This is a genomic window from Streptococcus sp. SM5, from assembly GCF_027497975.1.
Genome location: NZ_JAJNSC010000001.1, coordinates 26,853 through 47,667, shown reverse-complemented (window position 1 = coordinate 47,667; position 20,815 = coordinate 26,853). Strand labels below are relative to the sequence as shown.

19 protein-coding genes are annotated in these 20,815 nt (G+C 37.6%); 3 read left to right on the top strand and 16 right to left on the bottom strand.

What is annotated here, in order from left to right; genetic code table 11:
- Position 1: 1 nt before the first annotated feature.
- Entirely contained in the window at positions 2 to 754 is a 753-nt protein-coding gene (locus PAN07_RS00215) for an ABC transporter permease (protein WP_000581960.1), read from the top strand.
- Positions 755 to 793: 39 nt separating this feature from the next.
- Here the strand turns inward: PAN07_RS00215 and PAN07_RS00210 are convergent, their stop codons facing one another.
- The 16 genes from PAN07_RS00210 to PAN07_RS00135 form a co-directional block, all read right to left on the bottom strand.
- The gene (locus tag PAN07_RS00210) at positions 794 to 1,672 is read right to left on the bottom strand and encodes a HAMP domain-containing sensor histidine kinase (RefSeq protein WP_269796688.1); all 879 of its coding nucleotides are present in this window, start codon (positions 1,670 to 1,672) and stop codon (positions 794 to 796) included.
- On the bottom strand, positions 1,669 to 2,370 hold the full coding sequence (locus PAN07_RS00205) for a response regulator transcription factor (protein ID WP_084863457.1): 702 nt from the start codon (positions 2,368 to 2,370) through the stop codon (positions 1,669 to 1,671). The genes PAN07_RS00210 and PAN07_RS00205 overlap by 4 nt, the downstream gene beginning before the upstream one ends.
- Positions 2,371 to 2,561: 191 nt before the next feature.
- Positions 2,562 to 3,437, bottom strand: coding sequence for an N-carbamoylputrescine amidase (aguB, locus tag PAN07_RS00200; protein WP_084863459.1), 876 nt, complete (start codon positions 3,435 to 3,437; stop codon positions 2,562 to 2,564).
- Between the two features lie 9 nt (positions 3,438 to 3,446).
- A complete protein-coding gene (gene aguA, locus PAN07_RS00195; RefSeq protein ID WP_084863461.1) occupies positions 3,447 to 4,532 on the bottom strand; it encodes an agmatine deiminase in 1,086 nt (361 codons plus the stop codon).
- On the bottom strand, positions 4,529 to 5,656 hold the full coding sequence (nspC, locus tag PAN07_RS00190; protein WP_269796687.1) for a carboxynorspermidine decarboxylase: 1,128 nt from the start codon (positions 5,654 to 5,656) through the stop codon (positions 4,529 to 4,531). Before nspC ends, aguA begins: the two co-directional genes overlap by 4 nt.
- Entirely contained in the window at positions 5,656 to 6,915 is a 1,260-nt protein-coding gene (locus tag PAN07_RS00185; RefSeq protein ID WP_269796686.1) for a saccharopine dehydrogenase family protein, read from the bottom strand. The genes nspC and PAN07_RS00185 overlap by 1 nt, the downstream gene beginning before the upstream one ends.
- On the bottom strand, positions 6,912 to 7,772 hold the full coding sequence (gene speE, locus PAN07_RS00180) for a polyamine aminopropyltransferase (protein ID WP_201059091.1): 861 nt from the start codon (positions 7,770 to 7,772) through the stop codon (positions 6,912 to 6,914). The genes PAN07_RS00185 and speE overlap by 4 nt, the downstream gene beginning before the upstream one ends.
- A complete protein-coding gene (locus PAN07_RS00175; RefSeq protein WP_269796685.1) occupies positions 7,773 to 9,233 on the bottom strand; it encodes an aminotransferase class I/II-fold pyridoxal phosphate-dependent enzyme in 1,461 nt (486 codons plus the stop codon).
- Positions 9,234 to 9,786: 553 nt separating this feature from the next.
- Positions 9,787 to 10,098: a hypothetical protein gene (locus tag PAN07_RS00170; RefSeq protein ID WP_269796684.1), complete on the bottom strand. Its 312-nt coding sequence runs from the start codon at positions 10,096 to 10,098 to the stop codon at positions 9,787 to 9,789.
- Positions 10,099 to 10,217: 119 nt separating this feature from the next.
- A complete protein-coding gene (locus tag PAN07_RS00165) occupies positions 10,218 to 11,960 on the bottom strand; it encodes a glycoside hydrolase family 13 protein (RefSeq protein ID WP_269796683.1) in 1,743 nt (580 codons plus the stop codon).
- A 176-nt stretch (positions 11,961 to 12,136) separates the two neighbouring features.
- On the bottom strand, positions 12,137 to 12,628 hold the full coding sequence (locus PAN07_RS00160) for a phosphoribosylanthranilate isomerase (RefSeq protein ID WP_269796682.1): 492 nt from the start codon (positions 12,626 to 12,628) through the stop codon (positions 12,137 to 12,139).
- A 63-nt stretch (positions 12,629 to 12,691) separates the two neighbouring features.
- Entirely contained in the window at positions 12,692 to 13,573 is an 882-nt protein-coding gene (locus PAN07_RS00155; protein ID WP_269796681.1) for a diacylglycerol kinase family protein, read from the bottom strand.
- A 614-nt stretch (positions 13,574 to 14,187) separates the two neighbouring features.
- Positions 14,188 to 15,624, bottom strand: coding sequence for an LlaJI family restriction endonuclease (locus PAN07_RS00150; protein WP_061589714.1), 1,437 nt, complete (start codon positions 15,622 to 15,624; stop codon positions 14,188 to 14,190).
- 5 nt (positions 15,625 to 15,629) lie between these two features.
- Positions 15,630 to 17,189 carry an AAA family ATPase gene (locus PAN07_RS00145; RefSeq protein ID WP_061589713.1) on the bottom strand — a complete coding sequence of 520 codons (1,560 nt, stop codon included), beginning with the start codon at positions 17,187 to 17,189 and terminating at the stop codon, positions 15,630 to 15,632.
- 1 nt (position 17,190) lies between these two features.
- Complete coding sequence (gene dcm / locus PAN07_RS00140; RefSeq protein ID WP_261026392.1) at positions 17,191 to 18,873, bottom strand: DNA cytosine methyltransferase; 1,683 nt, start codon at positions 18,871 to 18,873, stop codon at positions 17,191 to 17,193.
- A gap of 13 nt (positions 18,874 to 18,886) precedes the next feature.
- Positions 18,887 to 19,096: a helix-turn-helix transcriptional regulator gene (locus PAN07_RS00135; protein ID WP_061589711.1), complete on the bottom strand. Its 210-nt coding sequence runs from the start codon at positions 19,094 to 19,096 to the stop codon at positions 18,887 to 18,889.
- A gap of 177 nt (positions 19,097 to 19,273) precedes the next feature.
- Here PAN07_RS00135 and PAN07_RS00130 point away from each other — a divergent pair, with 177 nt between their 5' ends.
- Together PAN07_RS00130 and PAN07_RS00125 are read left to right on the top strand one after the other, a co-directional pair.
- Positions 19,274 to 19,966: an XRE family transcriptional regulator gene (locus tag PAN07_RS00130; protein WP_061589710.1), complete on the top strand. Its 693-nt coding sequence runs from the start codon at positions 19,274 to 19,276 to the stop codon at positions 19,964 to 19,966.
- 203 nt (positions 19,967 to 20,169) lie between these two features.
- Positions 20,170 to 20,355, top strand: coding sequence for a hypothetical protein (locus PAN07_RS00125; RefSeq protein WP_061589709.1), 186 nt, complete (start codon positions 20,170 to 20,172; stop codon positions 20,353 to 20,355).
- Positions 20,356 to 20,815 lie beyond the last annotated feature (460 nt).

Below are 20,815 nucleotides of genomic sequence, written 5' to 3'. Positions count from 1 at the left end.
CATGATACATACCATTCAAGCAGACTTTTACCGTCTTTTCCGCTCCAAAGGATTCTGGATTACAGAATTCATTCTCTTTACTCTCATGCTAATGGGTGCAAGTATAGGAGCTACGGGTCATCTGATGGCAATCCAGACAGAAGAACCAGAAATTCCAACCCATGGCTGGGACGGTGTACAAGCCCTGATTAACGCGTCTAGTCAAGGTTCAAACCTCGTTTTTCTCTGTATTGTTCTAATGTGTCTAGTTTTAGGTGTTGATTTAATCGGAAAACTCTATAAAAATAGTTTGACAGTAGGTGTTTCTCGTACAGAGTTTTTCCTTGCTAAAGCCTTTGTAGTGGCTTGTATTGCATTCTTACAACTTATCATCTGTCTTGTGATTGCCTTTATTCCAGCAACTATCTTAAATGGATTTGGAACCATGCCTGATGGCTTTATTGGCAATTTACTGGTAACCATTTTCCTTCAATTTCTTTGCCTTCTAGCTTGGCTTTCCATTGTTTCCTTCATTCTCTATGTTAGTCATTCTTATCTTGCGGTATTTATTGGTTATTTGGTCAGCTCTATCTTACTTTCTATGCCAATGCTCATCTTCCCAAGTATCAAAATTTTGCCATATTTATCATTGCAGTTTTTCTATGCTATGACTGCTAATAGTGAATCCATTTTCTATACACTTATAGTTACCTTAGCTGTTATTGTAATCTTTAATCTAAGTGGACTGGCAGTTTTTAAAAAGAAAAGTCTATAAAAAACGACCTCCTCTAGCCTACAGAGGAGGTTTCTTTCGTTAAAAGTAAATAAAAACCGACAACCATTGTCCATCTGTGCTTAGTTTCATCTCTGCACCGAGAAGATGACATAATTCTTCAGTGATATAAAGGCCTAAACCAGAGGATTCTTCGGTGTCTGATAGATTTTCAGAATAAAAACGGTTGCTGAGATTTTCTATTTTTTTGATGGGCTGTTTAACAAGGTTTGCAATCTCTAAGACAAGCTGTTCCTTTTCCTTTCTCAAAGATAGACGCGCTTCTTCCTTGCCATGTTTGAGGACATTTCCAAGTAAATTTTGTAAAATACGATCCAGCAAGTCTTCATCAGTCCTCGTTGTTAAACCAGCTTCAACCTTAAAATCAAGTGTGATATTTGCCGCTTGAAAAACATCATAATAAGCCAGAGTCTTTTTGGTAATAAAAGTCGAAAAATCCACTTCTTCCAGTTTTGGTTTGACAGCTCCTTCCATCAAACGACGATATTCAAGGAGAGCCTCCAAACGTTTGGAAACTAAATCAAGATGCTGGGCGATTTTTTGTAGGTTTTCTGTTTTGTTTTCAGGAGACTTTATCAATTGTTGGGTGTAGCCTGAAGCGATAGTCAGAGGCGTCCGAATATCATGGGCGATATTGCTGATGGCCATATCCAGAGTCTGCTTTTCCCTTTTCATAACCAACCGAGATTGTTCTACTTCCTGAAATAGATTTTCAATCTGCTGGTAGAGCTGTAAAAAATGTTTGGAAAAAATGCTGACTCCGACTCTTTTCATACTACCCGTAAGAATCTTGTCTTCAATCTGTTGACTCAAGTTTTTAAGTGCTAGATGGTAGCGAATTAATGCAATCGATAAAATAATTAGGAGTACCAGTAGAAAAAAGATTATCATGTAGGTCATTGCTTGTCTCCTTTTAATCTTACCCCAACTCCCCAGATGGTTTCAATATATTCTTGATTTGGGTCAAGCTGGTTTAATTTTTTACGCAGATTACTCAAATGCGTATTGAGAGTATTATCTCCAGGTAGATAGCTCTCCTCCCAGACCAATTCATAAAGTTCTTCCTTGGTAAAAATTTTCTTAGGGTGTTTAAGGAGAGTTTGGAGAATCAAGCATTCTTTCTTAGCAAGGCGAATCGTTTCCTGACTATTTTTGATTTCAAAACTTTCTGTATCAAACTGGATATTTTTCAAGTTTTGTGGCAGATTTTCAGTTTTTCCTATTTCCATAGGCTGTTTTTCTGCGCTTTGGCGTAATTGAACAGTAACTCTGGCAAAGACTTCGTCCAAATCAAAAGGCTTGACGATGTAATCATTGGCACCCTCTAAGAGGTATTGACTGATCAACTTCTTATCGCTCAAAGCCGTTAGCATAATGACTGGAGTTTGACTTTGCTCCCTGATAGTTTTTAAAACCTGATCCCCATTTTTCCCAGGAAGCATGATATCTAGCAAAACGAGGTCAATCCCCCCTTGGTCAAAACGCATGATTCCTTCTGTACCAGAAAAGGCTTGAATTACCTCATGCTCCTCAGTGAGAAGAGTTCGCAAAATTTCTTGAATGTCACTATTGTCTTCAATAACCAATATCCTAGCCATAAATACCAACCTTTCTGCAACTATTATAGCATGTTTTATTGATAAAGCTTAAACAGAAAAGCTCCTCGCATAAAAGCGCGAGAAAGCCTTGGAGGGTTAAAATATAAAATCCACTTACTAGACAACATAGTATCCTTATAGTTGAAAATAAGAAGTTAATCTAGCAGAATGAATCTCTCATTTCTCTCCTACTAGTCCGTAATACGTTGATACTTTTCTGGTCTTCTATCTCGAAACAAGCCCCAGTTTAGGCGTTCGCTTGCTCCCTTATCAAGGTCATAAGTTGCTAACAGAACAGCTTCTCCTTGTCTTTCAGCTTGCTCTAGAATAGCTCCTGTTTCATCCGTCATAAAGGATGAACCGTAGAAGTCAAGACTGGAACTCTGTCCACCATTTTCCTCACTAGGCGTGATCTCTTCCAAGCCATAGCGATTGGCGGCAATAACTGGGACAATATTTGCTGCTGCGTGGCCTTGCATAGTACGTTTCCAGTGACCACAACTGTCTGTATCCAAAATCGGCTCTGAACCGATGGCTGTAGGATAAAAGAGCAATTCAGCACCATTTAACGCAAGACAGCGCGCTGTTTCAGGGAACCATTGATCCCAACAGATGCCGATGCCAATCTTGGCATAGCGAGTATCCCAGACCTTGAAACCTGTGTTGCCAGGTGTGAAATAAAATTTTTCTTGATAATAATGGTCATCTGGTATGTGGGTCTTTCGGTAAACGCCCAGCACTTCCCCATCTGCATCAATAACGGCAATAGAGTTATACAAGACATTGCCATCTTTTTCATAGAAACTGATTGGTAAAACAACTTCTAGTTCTTTAGCAAGAACTTTAAAATGCTGAATAGCTGTATTGTCTGTCACCGACTGGGCATACTGGTAGTAGTCATACTGGCGTTCCTGGCAAAAGTACGGACGTTCAAACAACTCGGGTAAGAGAATAATTTGTGCGCCTTGTCCTGCAGCCTGACGTACTAATCGCTCTGCTGTTTGAATATTTGTTGCCACATCTTTGGCACATTGCATCTGAATGGCTGCAACTTTTACATTTCTCATCTTTTTCTCCTATTCTGGGATTTGTTGGGTGATACAGTGGATATTGCCACCACCTAAAAGAATATCTCTGGCTGGTATTCCGACAACTTTACGGTCTGGGAAACACTTACTGAGGATATCTAAGGCTACTTGGTCATTTACGTCTTGAAATTGGGGAACAAGGACAGCCTTGTTGGCGATATAAAAGTTTACGTAGGAAGCTGCTAGTCGTTCACCTGCGTATCGCTCTTCTTCTCCTTCTTCATAGATGTAGCCTGGCAAATCCTCTTCGGTTACAACCTGACGAATAGCTGGGATAGGAAGCTTATGAATGGTGAAGTGACGACCTTTTGCATCTGTTTCTTGCTCTAATAGTTCGAGATCTGCTTTTGACATGGCATACTGAGGATCGCTTTTGTCGTCTGTCCAAGCCAAGACAAGTTCTGCAGGACCAACAAAGGCTGCAACGTTGTCAACGTGTTCATTGGTTTCGTCCTGATAAATACCATAAGGAAGCCAAATAACTTTTTCAGCGCCTAGATAGTCCAATAATCTTCTCTCAATTTCTTCTTTACTTAGATGAGGGTTGCGACCAGGACTAAGCAAGCAACTTTCAGTCACGAGAATGGTTCCTTGGCCATCGCTATGGATTGCTCCGCCTTCTAGGACAAAAGGTTTGGCATCATAAACAGGCATTTCCAAGGCCTCGGCAAAACGACTAGCTACTTGGTCATCATCTTCATAGTTTTGGTAGAGACCATCAACAGCTCCACCCCAAGCATTGAAAGACCAATCCACGGCTAATTTCTGGCCTTTATCATTGACAAGAATAGTCGGACCAGTATCACGCGCCCAGGCATCATTGGTGGGAATATCTAAATAAACAACGCTATCTCCAAGGTAGTCTTGGGCCTCAGATAGATAATCCTGCTCCACCAAAAGATAGACTCTTTCCCCTTCTGCTATGGTTTTGATAATCTGGCTAAATGCTGCTTTAGCAGCTTTTCCTTGAAAAGGCCATGATCCTGGTCGAGCCGGCCATATCATGAGGGTACCATGATGGGGTTCGTACTCTGCTGGCATGCGATAGCCTAATTTTTTTGGACTGACCATCATGATAATCTCCCTTTAAAATCGTGATAGCCGAAGGCTTTGACTAAGCTGCAATCACCTTGCTCGTCCATGAGATAGAGACTTGGCAATCCAATACCATTAAAGGTATTATTTTTAACAAATGAGTAAATAGCCATGTCTTCAAAATAAAGTCTATCACCGATTTGGACTGGATTTTCAAAACTATAATCACCAATTACATCGCCCGTCAGACAGGTATTAGAAGAAAGTCTGTAGGTATGGGCTTTTTCCTGTGCCTCAAAGCCATTTCTCAAAGGTGGACGATAGGGCATCTCAAGTACATCAGGCATATGGCAGGTCGCAGAGGCGTCTAAAACCAAGATTTCCATACCGTTTTCTACAATATCCAAAACTTCAGTTGCTAGATAACCTGCATTGAGCGCAATGGCTTCACCCGGCTCAATATAGATTTCAAGATTGTAAGTTTCTCGGATACGCTTGATTTCTGAAATCAGCAAATCCACATCGTAATCTTCTCTTGTGATGTGATGTCCTCCACCCATATTGAGCCATTTGACTTGATGTAAGTAGGGACCAAACTGCGCTTCTACTGCTTTCAAAGTTGTTTCTAAATCATCTGCTCCCTGCTCGCAAAGGGTATGAAAATGAAGACCGTCTACCAATTCCAGCAAATCACTCGGTATCTTGTCTGAAGTTACTCCAAAACGAGAACCAGGTGCACAAGGGTCATAGAGCGCATGGTCACCCTGTGTTGAACATTGAGGATTGAGACGTAAACCTACACTGACACCAGCCTCCCGACAACGGGCCCCATGTTTACGCAACTGTCTCTCTGAGTTAAAGACGATATGGTCCGTTATCTCCAGCAATTCCTCCAAGTCTGCATCCTTGAAAGCAGGTGAAAAGACATGGACTTCACCAGGAAATTCTTCCCTTGCCAATTTTGCCTCATAGAGTCCACTGGCTGTCGTACCTGATAGATACTGGCTAATCAAGGGATAGGTTTTGTAGAGGGAATAGGCCTTCTGGGCAAGCAAAACCTTGCAACCAGCTTCTTCTTGAACATATTGTAGAATGCAACAATTTGCTTCTAACTTGGCTAAGTCAATGACATAGGCTGGCGTTGGTACTTGTTCTAGCTTCATTAGTCCACCATTTGTGGATTTTCAACCACAACCCAAGGTAAACCATACTCATTCAATGATTCCATAAATGGATCTGGATCCAACTCTTCAAGGTTGTACACTCCAGGTTGTTTCCAAGTACCGTTCATAACCAATTTTGTTCCAATCATAGCCGGAACGCCTGTCGTGTAAGAAATAGCTTGTGAACCAACTTCTGCGTAACATTCCTGATGGTCGCAGACATTGTAGATGTAGATGGTCTTTTCAACGCCATCTTTGACACCTGTAAAGATACAACCAATATTGGTTTTACCAACAGTGCGTGGGCCAAGGCTGGCAGGATCAGGAAGCAAGGCTTTCAAAAATTGGATTGGAACAATTTCTTGGCCGTTAAAGTTAATGGTATCCGTACGAAGGAGACCGACATTTTCCAAGCATTTCATATGAGTTAGATAAGATTGACCAAAGGTCATAAAGAAGCGAATGCGTTTGACACCTGGAATGTTCTTGGCCAATGATTCGATTTCTTCATGGTGAAGGAGATACATGTCTTTTTGTCCAACCTGAGGAAAATCATACTCGCGCTTGATTGACATAGCTTCTACTTCGACCCATTTTCCATCTTCCCAGTAAGAACCTGGCGCAGAAACCTCGCGTAGATTGATTTCTGGATTAAAATTCGTCGCAAATGGATAACCGTGGTCACCACCATTACAGTCTAAAATGTCGATATAGTGGATTTCATCAAAATAGTGTTTAAGTGCGTAAGCTGAAAAGACACTAGTCACACCTGGGTCAAAACCAGAACCAAGAAGAGCGGTCAAGCCTGCTTCCTTGAATTTCTCCTGATAAGCCCATTGCCATGAGTAGTCAAAGTAGGCTGTAAAACCAAGTTCTTTGCAACGTTTCTCATAAATAGCACGCCATTCAGGGTCTTCTGTGTCTTCTGCTTCGTAGTTGGCTGTATCGATATAGTGAACACCTGTAGCCAAACAAGCATCCATAATGGTTAAATCTTGATATGGTAAAGCTACGTTCAAAACAGCTTCTGGTTTGTAGCTTTCAATCAGGGCAATCACTTCTTCAACCTTGTCAGCATCAAGAGCAACTGTCTCAATCTTTGTACTTGTTTTACCTTCTAATTTAGCCTTCAAGTCATCACATTTTGACTTGGTACGGCTAGCAATCATAATCTCTGAAAAGGTTTCGCTATCTTGACAAATCTTTGAAATAGCAACTTGGGCAACGCCCCCACAACCAATAACTAGTAAACGACTCATTTTTTTCCTTCCTCTTCTTCTAAAATATCCTCAACATACTTGGGTAACATAAAGGCTCCCACGTGTAAGTTAGCAGTGTAGTATTCTGTGAAAAGCTGGCGTTTTTTCCAGCCTTCCTTGTCAAAATCTTTGACAGGGTGGTATTTTTTCGATGCAAATCCAAACAACCAATAGCCCGCTGGACTGGTTGGGATATGGGCCTGATAAACTCGACTGATTGGAAAGGCTTGATTGACCTTGCGGTGCATGCTTCGGCAAGCTGACTCATCCTCGTCAAAGAAGGGACTCCCATGCTGGTAAATCATGATACCGTCATCTTTAAGAGCTCGATAGCTATTACCGTAAAATTCCTTGGTAAATAACCCTTCCGTATGGCCAAAGGGATCTGTCGCATCGTTGATGATAATATCATAGTCATCTTCACAGTTTCGCAAAAAGCGTAGCCCATTTTGGTAGTAAATGGTAACACGAGGATCGTCTAGCCCTGCGGCAAAATCTGGGAAATACTCACGACAGACCTCAACCAACATCTCATCTGGTTCCACAATATCGATTTGTTCCAGTTCAGGATAGAGTGTTAATACTTGGGCAACACCACCGTCACCACCTCCAATAACCAAGACTTTCTTGGGATTTGGGTGGACAGCCATGGGAACGTGGACGGTCATTTCATTGTAGACAAAATCATCCGCATCTGAGAACAAGACGTGCCCATTTAAAATCAAAATCTTTCCAAAAGCTGGTGTATCCAAGACTTCGATATCCTGCCATTCACTTTTACCAGCGTAGAGTTGCTTGGCTGTTCTCAGGGACAATTTGACATCTGGAGTATGAACTTCAGAAAACCATAAATCCATCTAGTTCTCCTTTCTCTTAATGACGTTGATGTGATTGACCTCAGGATCTTCCGTCCCTTGGAGGGAGCAACCGCGTTCCTTGGCAAATTGGATATAGTCTACAATTTCACGTGTAATGCGTTCTCCAGGAGCCAAGATAGGAATCCCTGGAGGATAGCACATGACAAATTCCCCACAGACTTGTCCAACAGATTCGTCTAAAGACAAACTTTTTCTCACCGAATAGAAGGCTTCCTGAGGAGATAACACCAATTCGGGCTGGATATATTCTCCAGCTATCAAGTCCTTCCCATCTCGTGAATAGAGTCTCTTGATATCAGCCAAAGCACCGACCAAGCGCTCGATGTCTTGGATACGGTCACCAATCGAAATATAGGCCAATATATTGCCGATATCCCCGAATTCAATCTGAATATCGTATTCATCTCGCAAGAGATCATAAACCTCTATCCCTGTTAGCCCAATACCCTGAGTGTAAACTGACAGCTTGGTCACGTCAAAATCGCAAACCGAAACACCGTCTATTAACTCTTTTGAGTAGGCATAGTAGCCACCAATGGCATTGATTTCACGGCGAGCGTACTCGGATAGCTCAATGACTTTCTCAAACGACTCTTTACCACGAAGGGCCAAGTTGCGACGTGAAATATCCAAACTAGCCATCAACAAATAAGAGGCGGATGTTGACTGGGTCAGGTTGATTATCTGGCGAACGTACTCAGGATTCATCTGATCTCCAATTAAAAGAATCGAACTCTGTGTCAAACTCCCCCCAGACTTATGCATGGAAACTGCTGCCATATCAGCCCCTGCATCCATAGCAGAAATTGGAAGTTTATCAGTGAAATGCAAATGCGCTCCGTGGGCTTCATCCACTAAAACCATCATGCCAGCTTCATGAGCCATTTCTGTCAACCCCTTTAGGTCAGAACAGATGCCGTAGTAAGTAGGATTGTTTATCAAAATTGCTTTTGCATCTGGATGATCCTTAATAGCCTGGGCTACTCGATCATTTTCGAGCCCTAAAGCGATACCAATTTTAGGGTTCACACTCATCTCGATATAGATGGGAATAGCACCACATAGAACCAACGCATTAATAGCAGATTTGTGGACATTACGTGGCAGAATAATCTTATCTCCAGCCTTGCAGGTTGCCAGAATCATAGTCTGCACCGATGAAGTTGTTCCTCCAATCATGAGAAAAGCATGGCTAGCTCCAAAAGCATCTGCAGCCAGCTTCTCTGCATCCCGAATAATCGAAATGGGGTGACCAAGATTATCCAAGGGTTTCATCGAATTGACATCTATGCCAACACATTTTTCACCTAAAAGTTCGACAAGTTCTGGATTTCCCCGTCCACGCTTGTGACCTGGAACATCAAAGGGAACAATCCGTTTCTTGCGTAACTTCACCAAGGCCTCATAAATTGGGGCTTGGTTTTGATCTAACTCTTTCAAGACATACTCCTTTACCGTATTTTTAGCGCTTCAAGAAGACGAAGGCGACTAAAGGTTGACTCATGAAAAAAGAGCAGGTTTTCACCTGCTCTGCAATCTTCTGACGTTTTTATGTTTGTTTCTGTTGAGTATGTCTGTTCCCGATGTTTCCTAACTCTCTAGTAGCAAATATTACGTACTTTATTGATCGTTTCACAAGATGACGTGTGCTTTCACCACACTAAAAATTTATGAATTAGGACAAGTGTCCTAACATCAACTTATAAAAGTAGGCTTTTAACCCTATCAATAATGTGGTTTTTCAACCACGCTTCGGCATTCAACCCTGCCTGTCCGTAGGCATTTTTTACTCGGGTTTATATTTGCTAGAAAACATCATCTCATTTTCTAAGCCTTATTACTATATCATACTTCAAACACTCTGTAAAGTACTTTTTAAAAAAATATCTATTTTTGTTCGGAAATATATTGTTTTATATAGATTTATATAAGTTTAATAGTGTGAAAACGGATATAAAAAGAACTAGAAGGCTCTAGTTCTCGGATTTTGTATTTAACGAATACTATGCTTATTCATCTTTTGTTCAAAGATAGTTATGATAATCTGACGCAATTCTTCGCGTTCTTTTTCTGGAATCTCACCACTTGTTTGAGCTGCAGCGTAGAGTTCAGGGTGTTCAATTGAAATGCGTTTAATCGTACGTGTCGTAGCATGTTTTCTTACAAAAAACGGAATTCTCTTAATCAAGTCTTGTGGTACTAGCGCAAGAATCTTTTCAGCAGCTTCCTTGTCACTAATCTTAGACGTCGTAAGCCCCTTCTTAATCATTTCCTGTTCTTTTTCTGTAAAATCTTTTAATTCCATTCGATTTGTCCTCCTATTTACTCTAAGTTAAATTATATACCAATTGTAGCAAGACGACAAATAGTCTGTTTGTAAAATGCTCTCTATACTACAATTTTCCTGTCACTCTTAATTGCTCTTTAATAAAAAATCACAAATCCTTTTGGAGAGATGACAAGCTGATTCTCCAATTCTCGGCAATTATTTGCTAGTGATACTGCTTCTTTCTCTAAAATATACTCTTCTTTTGATTGGTTAAAGATCGCTTTAAGGACCCGGCCTTCGTATTTCCATTCAAGGGCTACTATATCTTGTTTGATTTCTTTTAGGCTATACTTGACATGCTGAATGGTTGATGACGCTTGTTTTCTAATATTAATCAGCCTCTTCATGAAATTCAGCATATCATTGTCACTTGATACGCGTTCCCAAGGCATACAGCGACGACAATCTGGGTCTGGTCCTCCGGTTAAAGCTAACTCTGTTCCGTAATAGATGCAAGGTGTTCCTTTTTGTAAAAAGAGAAAGGCTAGGGCTGATTTAACCAGTTGAACATCCTCATTGGCCGTCCACAAAATACGTTCTGTATCATGAGAATCCAAGAGATTAAACATAACCTCTGAAATCTGCTGTTTGTAATACATAGATTGGCCATTGATTTCATCGATGAACTGGTCTGTCTTCTTAACACCTCGTAAGAAATACTCTTTGATGCTATCAGATAAGGGATAATTCATAACAGCATGGAACTCATCGCCATTTAGCCAAGGCTGAGACGTATGCCAGACTTCTCCAAGGATATAAAGATCAGGCCTTTTAGCTAAAACTGCCTTACGAAAATCCTTCCAGAACTGATGGTCAATCTCATTAGCCACATCCAAACGCCAAGCATCGATATTAAACTCTTCAATCCAATAAGTCGCAACCTTTAAAAGATAGTCCTTGACCTCTGGATTGGCTGTATTTAGCTTAGGCATATAGTCCTCGAAACCAAAAGCATGATAAGGTAGCTCCCTCTTATTAGCAAGCTTATCAGTCGTCACTGGGAATTGTTGAATATGGAACCAATCCTTATAAGCAGATTGCTCACCATTTTCGACAACATCTTGCCATTGAGGTGATTGCGAACCAATATGGTTAAATACAGCATCCAGCATGATTTTCATACCTCGCTGATGCGCTTCCTCGACCAGCTCCCGAAAGGTCTCCTTATTTCCAAAATGACGATCAATTTCAAAGTAATCTGTCGTATTGTACTTATGATTGCTCGTAGATTCAAAGATAGGACAAAGATAAAGTCCAGTAATACCCAAGTCTTGCAAGTAATCCAGATGGTCAACAATCCCCTGTAAATCACCACCAAAGAAATCATCACTATTAGGTGTGATAGATGAATCCCAGTCTAAAGTCCCTTCTGGGTTTAATAGAGCATTTCCATTAGCAAATCTCTCAGGAAATATCTGATACCATACCGTATTTGAAACCCAATCAGGAACCTGGCAGGCATCAATCTCATGAAGATAAGGCAACTTAAATCCATTTCCAATAGTATGAAGATTTTCTAGAGAATTTTCCACACACCCTTTATCGCCATACAAAATACTTTGACCTTCTGTATCCTTGAGTTCAAAGAGATACTGGATACGCGCAAAGTAGACGGACACTTCAACCTGCCAATAATCAAATAGGGCATCAGAAGTTATTTTGGACATTTCTTTTGTATCCTGATAAAACTCCTCCATAAAGATAAAAGGGTCTCCATAGTGCAAGTTGATGCTTTCAATGTCCTCTTTCTTAGTTCGAATCCGAATGTGAAGCTTCTTATCCTTATAAAGATAGGCAAACTCCGACTCCGGCCTATGGTAAATGGCTGTTAATTCCACTGTATTTGTCTCCTGATTTACTTGATTACATTTACGACGCAAACGTTTTCATAATTGTGATTCTAGTATACTACTTTCTTATTTTATTTTCAAGGCTTGTCCATAGATTCTAGTGGTTTGGTTCTATAAATAAAAAAGCAGCCAGTCTTACAACTTGCTACTTTCCAAATGATGATTTACAAATATCTTTCCAGCCACTCTATCTTTTTGAAATCCTTATTGTTATTGTGGTTATTTCGATAAGAATCTTGGGAAGAAGCCTTGTAAATACTTAAATACTGTTCTAAACTTGGAACGCGAAAAGTGATGTCATCGAGATGAATCAGCTCTATATCTGATTCCGAAACTCCTACAAAATCAGGTAAAGAATCGATACTTCCGAATTCAACACTCAGACCATCTTTTTGGAATTCATGCTCATGAATATCTATTAAGGTGTAGCCTAAGTGTTTCATCACTTTCATTATCTTGTCCCACTCATAAATTCTGAGATGATCGGGTGCTTCCCAACCTCTAGGGTCACCAGGCACATGAATGTCAATGTCAGACGGCCCCCATTCTTCATTTGATCGGTATTCAAACCCCAAAGACCCCATGAGCGTCGGAGTGATTCCGACTTGGTTTAAATGAGAACAAATTGTTCGAAATTCATCAAATAGAGAATTCATTCCTCCTCCAATCGTTGATATAGAACTTAATTTCGTTGTGAATAATAAACTAATTTTTACCTTCTACTCTTTCGGTTTTGAAAATACTTCTACTCGCTGAGCTAAGACTTTGATTGCTACAGGTAGGTTATCCGATTTATCGCCGTCAACATCTGACTCCAATTCACTATCTGAAGAGATCTTAATATTACGCGCTCTGATATACTCAATATTATCATTGCCGACAACATCTCCTTTTAGTAAATCAGGAATGACGGATAATTTGGAGAATATTGAAGCATCTTTTAGAATCAAAATATTGGCATAGCCGTCTTTGTTTTCTTCAAAGATTTTCTTATCAGCGAAGTAATTTGTCAAGAGAACCAACACATGGCTAGCTTCACCAACATAATTTCCATTTTCTGTCTCAACCTTAATGTTAAAGACCTGATCCGTCATAACGGACTTCATAGTATTTACAGCATAGGCTAAAATACCGAATTTTGTTTTGTCCTCGATTTCAACATTGTGAATCGCTTCAGGAAGAGAACCGATACTAAAAATATAACCAAAATAATTGTCATTCGCTTTTCCGATATCAATCTTATTTGTTAGATTAAAATCCAGTTCATCAATCGCGCCATCAATGTCTTGATTGATTTCCAACAGTTTCGTAATGAGGTTACCCGTCCCACCTGGGATAATCCCTAACTTAGGAATGTAGTCTCTCTCAGCAATACCCGAAATGACTTCGTTGACAGTCCCATCTCCACCAAACACAACCACTGCATCGTACTGCTCACGAGAAGCTTCCTCAGCAAAATATGTTGCATCCAGCGCCTTTTCGGTAATTTTGGTTTCTACGTGCTCAAAGTATTCTTTTGCTTTATTCTCCAGCTTTTCTTTGTAATCCAAAGCCTTCTCGCCACCAGAAGTAGGATTGATAATTAACATTACCTTTTTCATTAATTTCTCCTTAATTTTAAATAGAAATGTTTACATTTCGTCGTATGCAAGTAAATGTAATCCTATTATACAATGAAAATACAGAAAAGAGAAATATGACGTACTGGAGATTAATATGCTTTTATTCTATTTTCCCATCAAAGTCCCCTCCTAATCAATTCTGACTCTATTACAACACTTTTAGATTTTCTAGATATATTAAAAAAACAGTAACCTTTTATATTACTGCTGACGTTACATTGCAATTATTCACTTAACCCGATTCATTAGTTAAGATTCCAAGTTTATGGGCGACGGTTTGAATTATAAGGTACAAACTAGAAATGAAACCAAGAACCTCGTTATGAGTTTCGATTATTTTTAACATTACTGGATTCATAAAATCTCCTTTCTCATTGACAGAGAGCTTCTTAACTAATAAGCACACCAGTACAACCAGACTAATAACTCCTAGCCTGTCATCGGGAATCGAGTTAAATGAACAATTTACTCTACTAGTATATCAAAAATTGTGATATTTTACAATTTGAAACAGCAACCCTCATCAAGTTGCTGTTCCTACAATGTTACTTCAGTTCCCCCATTTATTATTTCTAGACTAATCAAATAGTCAACTAAACACTACTGCTAGCTTTTAATGTTTCAATTACTTCCTTAAGTGGCCTTTCCTCTAAATATGCACGATAAACTTCATCTACATTCAATTTGATGATATAAACAGGACTCAATTCCAAAGTTTTACCTGTAAACATCTCCATGGTCACTGAACCAAAGTCAAGATCTGTTTCTGACTCAGTTGGCATCACAAAGAAATTTTTCACAACTAGTTCTTCTTGGGAAGCAAGCAAATCTTTATAAGCTAGTTGATACAAGAATTGTTTCGTCACATCTCCAATCCCTGGATTATTGTATAGTCCTTTATCCTCAACTTTTAATAGATAATACTTAGCATCAAAAATCATAAACAGAGGAGACTGAACTGATATGGTATCTGGAATCAAGGTATCACTTTTCTTTTCAATTCCTTTTGAAGTCCATTTAGGTTTCTCAATAATATCTTTCAAGCTTTTTGTGCTATCACCCAGTCCAAGAGACTTGAGTGAATAATCAAGATGATTTTCAAAAGCTACTGCACAAGCTTTCTCCCAAACCACATGGAATGAGTTCGTTCCAAAGAAACTGATATCACTTTTTTCTGATGATGTATCCTTATTATCAACGTAGATATAAAGAGCTTTTAGTAACAATTGGTTTCTAGTATTAAACTCAACAGAAAGTTGCTGCTCGATTCGATAAAGAATATAGTCCTTTTCAGCTAAATCGTCCATCTTCTCCTCTGTCAAAAGAAGTTCTGGTAAGCCTAACAAGTCATGCAAATCAGCATCCTGCAAAGTCTTAGTGGCTTGAGTCAAAATAATTTCATGAAGTTGTTTGATAAAGTGTGTCTCATCATGAATCTTCCGTTGAGTAAGCAACTCTGGATAATAAGGACGATTATTCGAAATAATGGTAAAGGTGTCATTAATAGTTTTATCCCAGTTAATATCCCCATAACCATTGATTTCTAAAATTGTATCCTCAACATTGTACAAACCATACTCAAAATAATCATTCAAGAAATACATAATTAGAGCTAGTTCATTGAAAGAGCTGCTTGAATCATACTCTGAATAAATCAGTATTTCTTGTTCCTTCTGATCAGCTTTCTCAATGACTTGAATAACCTCTTTGAGCTTGATATCGAGTTCTTTTTCCTTATTGATATACTTAGGATAACACTTAAGAACGAAGTTCTGAATCATCACAAGCCCAACATAGGTAAAGACATAGAGCAACTCACTCCCACCAGTAGAAAGTTCCTCCAGTTCAGCATCTTCTTCAAATAAATCTGATAGTTCCTGTTGTTCTTTAGTGTTTTTTACAGTTTTTAAGATACCAAAGGATTTCAAGCGTAGGAGTAATTTTTGAAGTGGTTCTTTATCTAGATTAAATCTAAATTGAAGTTCATGAAAGGTATATCTCTTTTGTTCACGAATAAACACTGACTTCATATAATCTAGTCCTTATCGCTTGAAGCAAAATCATCATATTTTTTTGAGACGCTATGAGCAAAAATCTGTAATCCTTTCGCTTCAAACTCTTTACAGATAACTGAGTATCTGTTTGAATTCTCTACTCCTTGGAAGAAATCTTTCCTCTTCTGCTTAGCAGCATCATCAAAGAGATACATCAAGACCTTGTTCTTGAAGACATCAAGAAACTCGTCATTTAGGATAGACTCATAAGATTTCTTATCTGACTCGGCTGGATTACTAGCATCTGATTTAACCTCAATCTTATACGAATCAAGTTTAATGAAGAATGGACCCATCAACTTATCTTCATTGATTTTGTAGTCTTCAGATAGAACTTCATTGAGAGCCTTACGAAGTGCATTCCATTCATAAGTTTGACTCCCAACATTAAATTTATATCCTTCAATCTCAGCTTCTCCGCCATCCAATTCTAGATACTCAAAATCCCAGCGTCTCTTAAAGGCAGTATCCATAGGGAAAACACCTTGGTCAGCGCTATTCATTGTGGCCCAAATATATAGGTTGTCTGGCAAAGTCAATGTAGCTACTTGATCTTCTGAAACTTTCAGTTCGTTCGCAAGATACTGTCTCAAATCCTCAGAAGTACGAATTGGATATTCACTGACACCATTTGTTCTGTCCAATAATTGGAAAATGTCACCAAAGACTGCTGCAACCTTAGCTCGGTTAATCTCCTCGATTAGCAAAAGATAAGGTTTAGGATTATCTGTTTGAGCACTCTTAAGTGCTTTTACATAAGAACGGATGAATGGCCCAGGGACATATTGATAAGAGATTTCTTCTTTTCCATCCTTATTTATAATAGGAACCGGTTTATAAGTACCAACAAACTGAGAAAAGGTATAATCTGGATGGAAAGTTACCCTCTCATAGTCTTTTTCAGCATTTTCAAGTAAATTGACCATATCTTCACCTAACTTATGACTCTTACCAGTACCAGGTGCACCAAAAAGAACTCTATTTAGAGAAAAAACAGAAGAAAAATTACTTTTATAAACTAATTCAATGTTAGTCACTAGCTCAGAAGTATATAACTTATTAATGTCAACTTCCAATTTTATTACAAACTCAAATTCATTTATTCTCTCTACAACTAACTGAGTAATTTTGGGAAGTGCAAGATTTCTTATCAAAGAATTGAATATTTTTTTATAATCTTCTGTTGGTCTAATATATACACGTTTTTCATCACTGTATAGTTCCAGTTTAATTTCAATTGAATCTTCTAATTTAGAAACATACTCTTCAACCATTTTAAAATAGTCATAATCAATTTCTTTATATTTATTGTATTTCTGACCAACATACTCAATTTTAACAGTTTTTAGATAGTCTAGTAAATCTGCTTTATGTATTTTATATGATGTAAAATCACTAAAGTTTGAGAAAAATGATTTTAGTTGATCTTCATTTCCTTTCGAGCCCACAAATAATTTGGCTTCACCAGCACCAGCGTCAGAATCTAATTTCAATTTTTTACTAACAAAACTGCTTGGGATATTAAACTTCTGTATTTCCATTTCACTCTCCTAATTTTGGATAAGATTTATATATTTGCTTAACAATGGCCATCATAACATCGACTACGATTGAATTTCCAGCTTGTTGGTAAATTGCTGTATCTGACACTACTATTTTAAAACTATCACAGTAACCCATTAATCTCAAACACTCTCTTGGAGTAAGCTTGCGAAGTCGACCTTCAGTAGTTACATAATTATCGACACCTGCACGGTGCATTTTGTGCATTGTAGTTAACAATGGACGAGCAATTTCTAAGTCAGTTTTTGGTTTTGAGTAAAAACCTTTTGTTCCTGAAGACAGAACATATTTTTTAACTTTTTCAGATAAGAAGTATTTATCTAAATCTTCAATCAACTTCTCTTTGTCTTTATTCTCTTCCTCAAATATAAAATCGCCATGCCAGTTGAATTGCTGATTTTTCTTTTGACAAAGTTGAATTTCTCCATCGATCTGTGTGTAGCGTTTCTCTAGGTTCTTATCTGACAGGACAAAATCTACCCCTTTCTTAGCAAGATAGTATTTACCTGATACATTATCCAATAAGAAATCCTGCATAACTTTGGTCAGTTCTTTCTTTTTAGGGAATGAAAATTCCTCAAAATCAAGATCCTTACGGAAACCAACTACAAAAACTCGTTCTCTGTTTTGTGGGATTCCATAATCTCTAGCATTAAGAATTTGAAATTTCCATTCATATCCTAAATCCTCAAAAATTTGAGTCATGGTTTTCCAAGTGCGTCCTTCATCATTACTTAAAATAGCACGAACATTCTCATAAATAAATACTTTAGGTTTTAATTCACTAACCAAACGAGCATATTCATAAAAAAGTGTGCCACGAGTATCTCCAAGTCCTCTTTGTTTACCAACCAAACTAAATGATTGACATGGACTTCCACCAACAAACAAGTCCACATCTTGGTACTTTGTTCCATCTAGAAAAGAGACATTCCAATGAAAACGAGATTCATCAATTTCATAATTTGCGAAGTATGATTTTCTAACATTATTTTGTTTCTCCCTGCCTTCATACAGTTTATCAACATAAGCCTTTTGCTCCTCTAATGTTTGAAGACTGAAAACTTTCTTACGGATACTTTCTGTATTAATTCGCTCATGAAGCATAGAAAGTTCTTCTCGAATTGCTTTAAAATCTTTAGCAAGTTCCTTCAACCTAACTAAACCTATTTCTAGTTTGGGGAATTTATAAATATCCGATAACTTCGGAAGATCATTATTCAACTTAATGCTCAATTTAATTGATTGATAAATTTTATCAGCGTTATCTGTTTCCTTTATATTTTTTAAAGTTAAAATATAAAATTTACGCTGATTTACATTAAGTGAATCACTATCTAATATTTCTGAAGAAAGTTCAATCACCTTTTTAAACTGATTTACTGAAAATGTTCCGATTGATTCTTCAAACTCAATTAAAGATTGAGACACTTTAGACAGCTTATCAATCAACCAACTGTCATCGTCATTATACCTATCAACAACATTTCCAAGTTCTGTTATTTCATCTTTAACATCTTTGATAGTATCAGGGATTTCTTTTGAAAGAATATCGACATCCCCATTATCACAAGCAAATTCAATGGAATATGGAATGCCTAGACGCTCTAAAGCATGTTCTATTGCACCAATTCCACTAAAAGCAGTAGCTAATTTTAACATTTTTACTCTCCAATTATAGATTTACATCTTTAAATTCAACAATTTCTGATACATTACAAGATAAATAATTAGCTATTTTTAGTAAAGTATCTGTAGTTATACAATCATTATTAATCAATTTGGTATAAGTACTTGAACTAATTTTTGCACCTAACCTAAACTGATTTTTTCTGATACCTCTATCAGCAATTGTCTGCCATAAAGGGTTATAGGAAATCTTCACACTATCCTCCAAAGAGTCCTTTTAAAAGTACCTTTCTATTATAACACATAGTATTTATAAAAACCTTACAAATATTTCTTAAAAACAAAAATCATTTAACTCAAGTTGCCATTGACAAATTATATTATTTTTGATACAATTGTGTTGTTTTATAAAACAACACAGGAGTATTATACCATGTTTTCCAAAAAAAATCTCAAAACAAAGAGGATTTCTAAAGGTTTTTCTCAGACTGAAATAGCTGATTTACTCAATATCAATCGATCGTCATACAATAGCTGGGAATCTGGACGTGCCAAACCTAACCAAAAAAATCTAGTTGCACTTGCTGAAATCTTAGATGTTGAAGTATCCTACTTTGAATCTGAGTACAATATTGTCAATAACTATCTTCAGTTATCTCCTGATAATCAAATAAAAGCTGAAGAATATGTTGAAGAATTACTACTTTCACAACAAAGCTCAACAAAAGTCACTCCTCTCTTTTCAGTGCAGGTGCTATCAGATATCCAACTTTCGGCCGGTCTTGGAGAATCTTTATTTGATGAATATGAAACTGAAACCGTCTACTCAGACGAAGAACAGCTTGGATATGATATCGCTACTTGGATTAGTGGTAAGTCTATGGAACCAATCTATCAAGATGGTGAGGTAGCTCTTATTCGTTCCAGTGGATTCGACTATGATGGCGCAGTATATGCTCTATCGTGGAATGATTCAGTCTTTATCAAGAAACTTTATCGTGAAAAAGAGGGTTTTAGAATGGTATCCTTAAATGATAAGTATCCAGATAAGTTTATTCCTTATGAAGATGAGCCACGCATTGTTGGCAAAGTCGTAGGTCACTTTATGCCTGTGATTGGAAGTTAAAAGTATTTTAAATTTTTTTAGAATTGCTTGCTTATGGCTACAAAGAAAATTCTTCTATTTAGATTTTTAGTATTGCTCACTTTGAAAAAGCTATATCTAATTCACAAAAAAATTCACTTCGACTGAGGAGCGAAATATTGTAATTATTCTCTAATTGTCTATACTAAACAGAACAACTACCATACTTAGAAAGAAAAAAACTAATGGAAATTATCGAACATGACTTAGACTGTAACTGCCATCGAAGAAGAGAATGGATTGAAATTGATGGAGTGTTCTATCCTATTGAATTTTCTGTCGAAGATCCTAATACACCACCAATGAGTGAAGAAGAAAAACAAAAGTTATCTGAATTTCTAACAAATTTCAAACGAGAAAGACTGGAATAATTTCAATTGATTTACTTCTCATTATCTCCCTCCAACACTTCCAATTCTATATCCACATTCTCAAGTTCTAAAAATTTAGGTTTCAATTCATGTTGAAACAATAATAACTAATTTTTTATTCTTCGATAGAAAAAATCTTTGTATAGTAATGACTTCGAACCTACTTTTACAAGTCGATATTTTACTTCATTTTCAAACATAACAAACCACACAATTTGATTGTGTCTATTACTACTCTACTCCCCAAAATTTTTAAGTAATATCCAAACGATTACACAGAGGAATCAAAGTTATAGAACTACCTTTCAGCGAGATGTTAAAAAAAGTTGAACTCAACTTTCAAGGTACTAAAAAAACATTGGAATCTAAAATAATTTCAAAGACTTAAAATTTATAAAATGTATACCTTATTTCTACTGTTTTCCAAAGATCAAACATTGCTTGAGTTTAATTAATAAGG

Bases quoted from the DNA above. Each gene is read 5' to 3' on its own strand.
- PAN07_RS00130 (WP_061589710.1), top strand. From the start codon at position 19,274: ATGTTTTCCAAAAAAAATCTCAAAACAAAGAGGATTTCTAAAGGTTTT.
- PAN07_RS00150 (WP_061589714.1), bottom strand. From the start codon at position 15,624: ATGAAGTCAGTGTTTATTCGTGAACAAAAGAGATATACCTTTCATGAA.
- aguA (WP_084863461.1), bottom strand. From the start codon at position 4,532: ATGATGGTCAGTCCAAAAAAATTAGGCTATCGCATGCCAGCAGAGTAC.
- PAN07_RS00145 (WP_061589713.1), bottom strand. From the start codon at position 17,189: ATGGAAATACAGAAGTTTAATATCCCAAGCAGTTTTGTTAGTAAAAAA.
- PAN07_RS00210 (WP_269796688.1), bottom strand. From the start codon at position 1,672: ATGACCTACATGATAATCTTTTTTCTACTGGTACTCCTAATTATTTTA.
- dcm (WP_261026392.1), bottom strand. From the start codon at position 18,873: ATGTTAAAATTAGCTACTGCTTTTAGTGGAATTGGTGCAATAGAACAT.
- PAN07_RS00155 (WP_269796681.1), bottom strand. From the start codon at position 13,573: ATGAAAAAGGTAATGTTAATTATCAATCCTACTTCTGGTGGCGAGAAG.
- PAN07_RS00205 (WP_084863457.1), bottom strand. From the start codon at position 2,370: ATGGCTAGGATATTGGTTATTGAAGACAATAGTGACATTCAAGAAATT.
- PAN07_RS00215 (WP_000581960.1), top strand. From the start codon at position 2: ATGATACATACCATTCAAGCAGACTTTTACCGTCTTTTCCGCTCCAAA.
- speE (WP_201059091.1), bottom strand. From the start codon at position 7,772: ATGGATTTATGGTTTTCTGAAGTTCATACTCCAGATGTCAAATTGTCC.
- PAN07_RS00185 (WP_269796686.1), bottom strand. From the start codon at position 6,915: ATGAGTCGTTTACTAGTTATTGGTTGTGGGGGCGTTGCCCAAGTTGCT.
- aguB (WP_084863459.1), bottom strand. From the start codon at position 3,437: ATGAGAAATGTAAAAGTTGCAGCCATTCAGATGCAATGTGCCAAAGAT.
- PAN07_RS00160 (WP_269796682.1), bottom strand. From the start codon at position 12,628: ATGAATTCTCTATTTGATGAATTTCGAACAATTTGTTCTCATTTAAAC.
- nspC (WP_269796687.1), bottom strand. From the start codon at position 5,656: ATGAAGCTAGAACAAGTACCAACGCCAGCCTATGTCATTGACTTAGCC.
- PAN07_RS00170 (WP_269796684.1), bottom strand. From the start codon at position 10,098: ATGGAATTAAAAGATTTTACAGAAAAAGAACAGGAAATGATTAAGAAG.
- PAN07_RS00125 (WP_061589709.1), top strand. From the start codon at position 20,170: ATGGAAATTATCGAACATGACTTAGACTGTAACTGCCATCGAAGAAGA.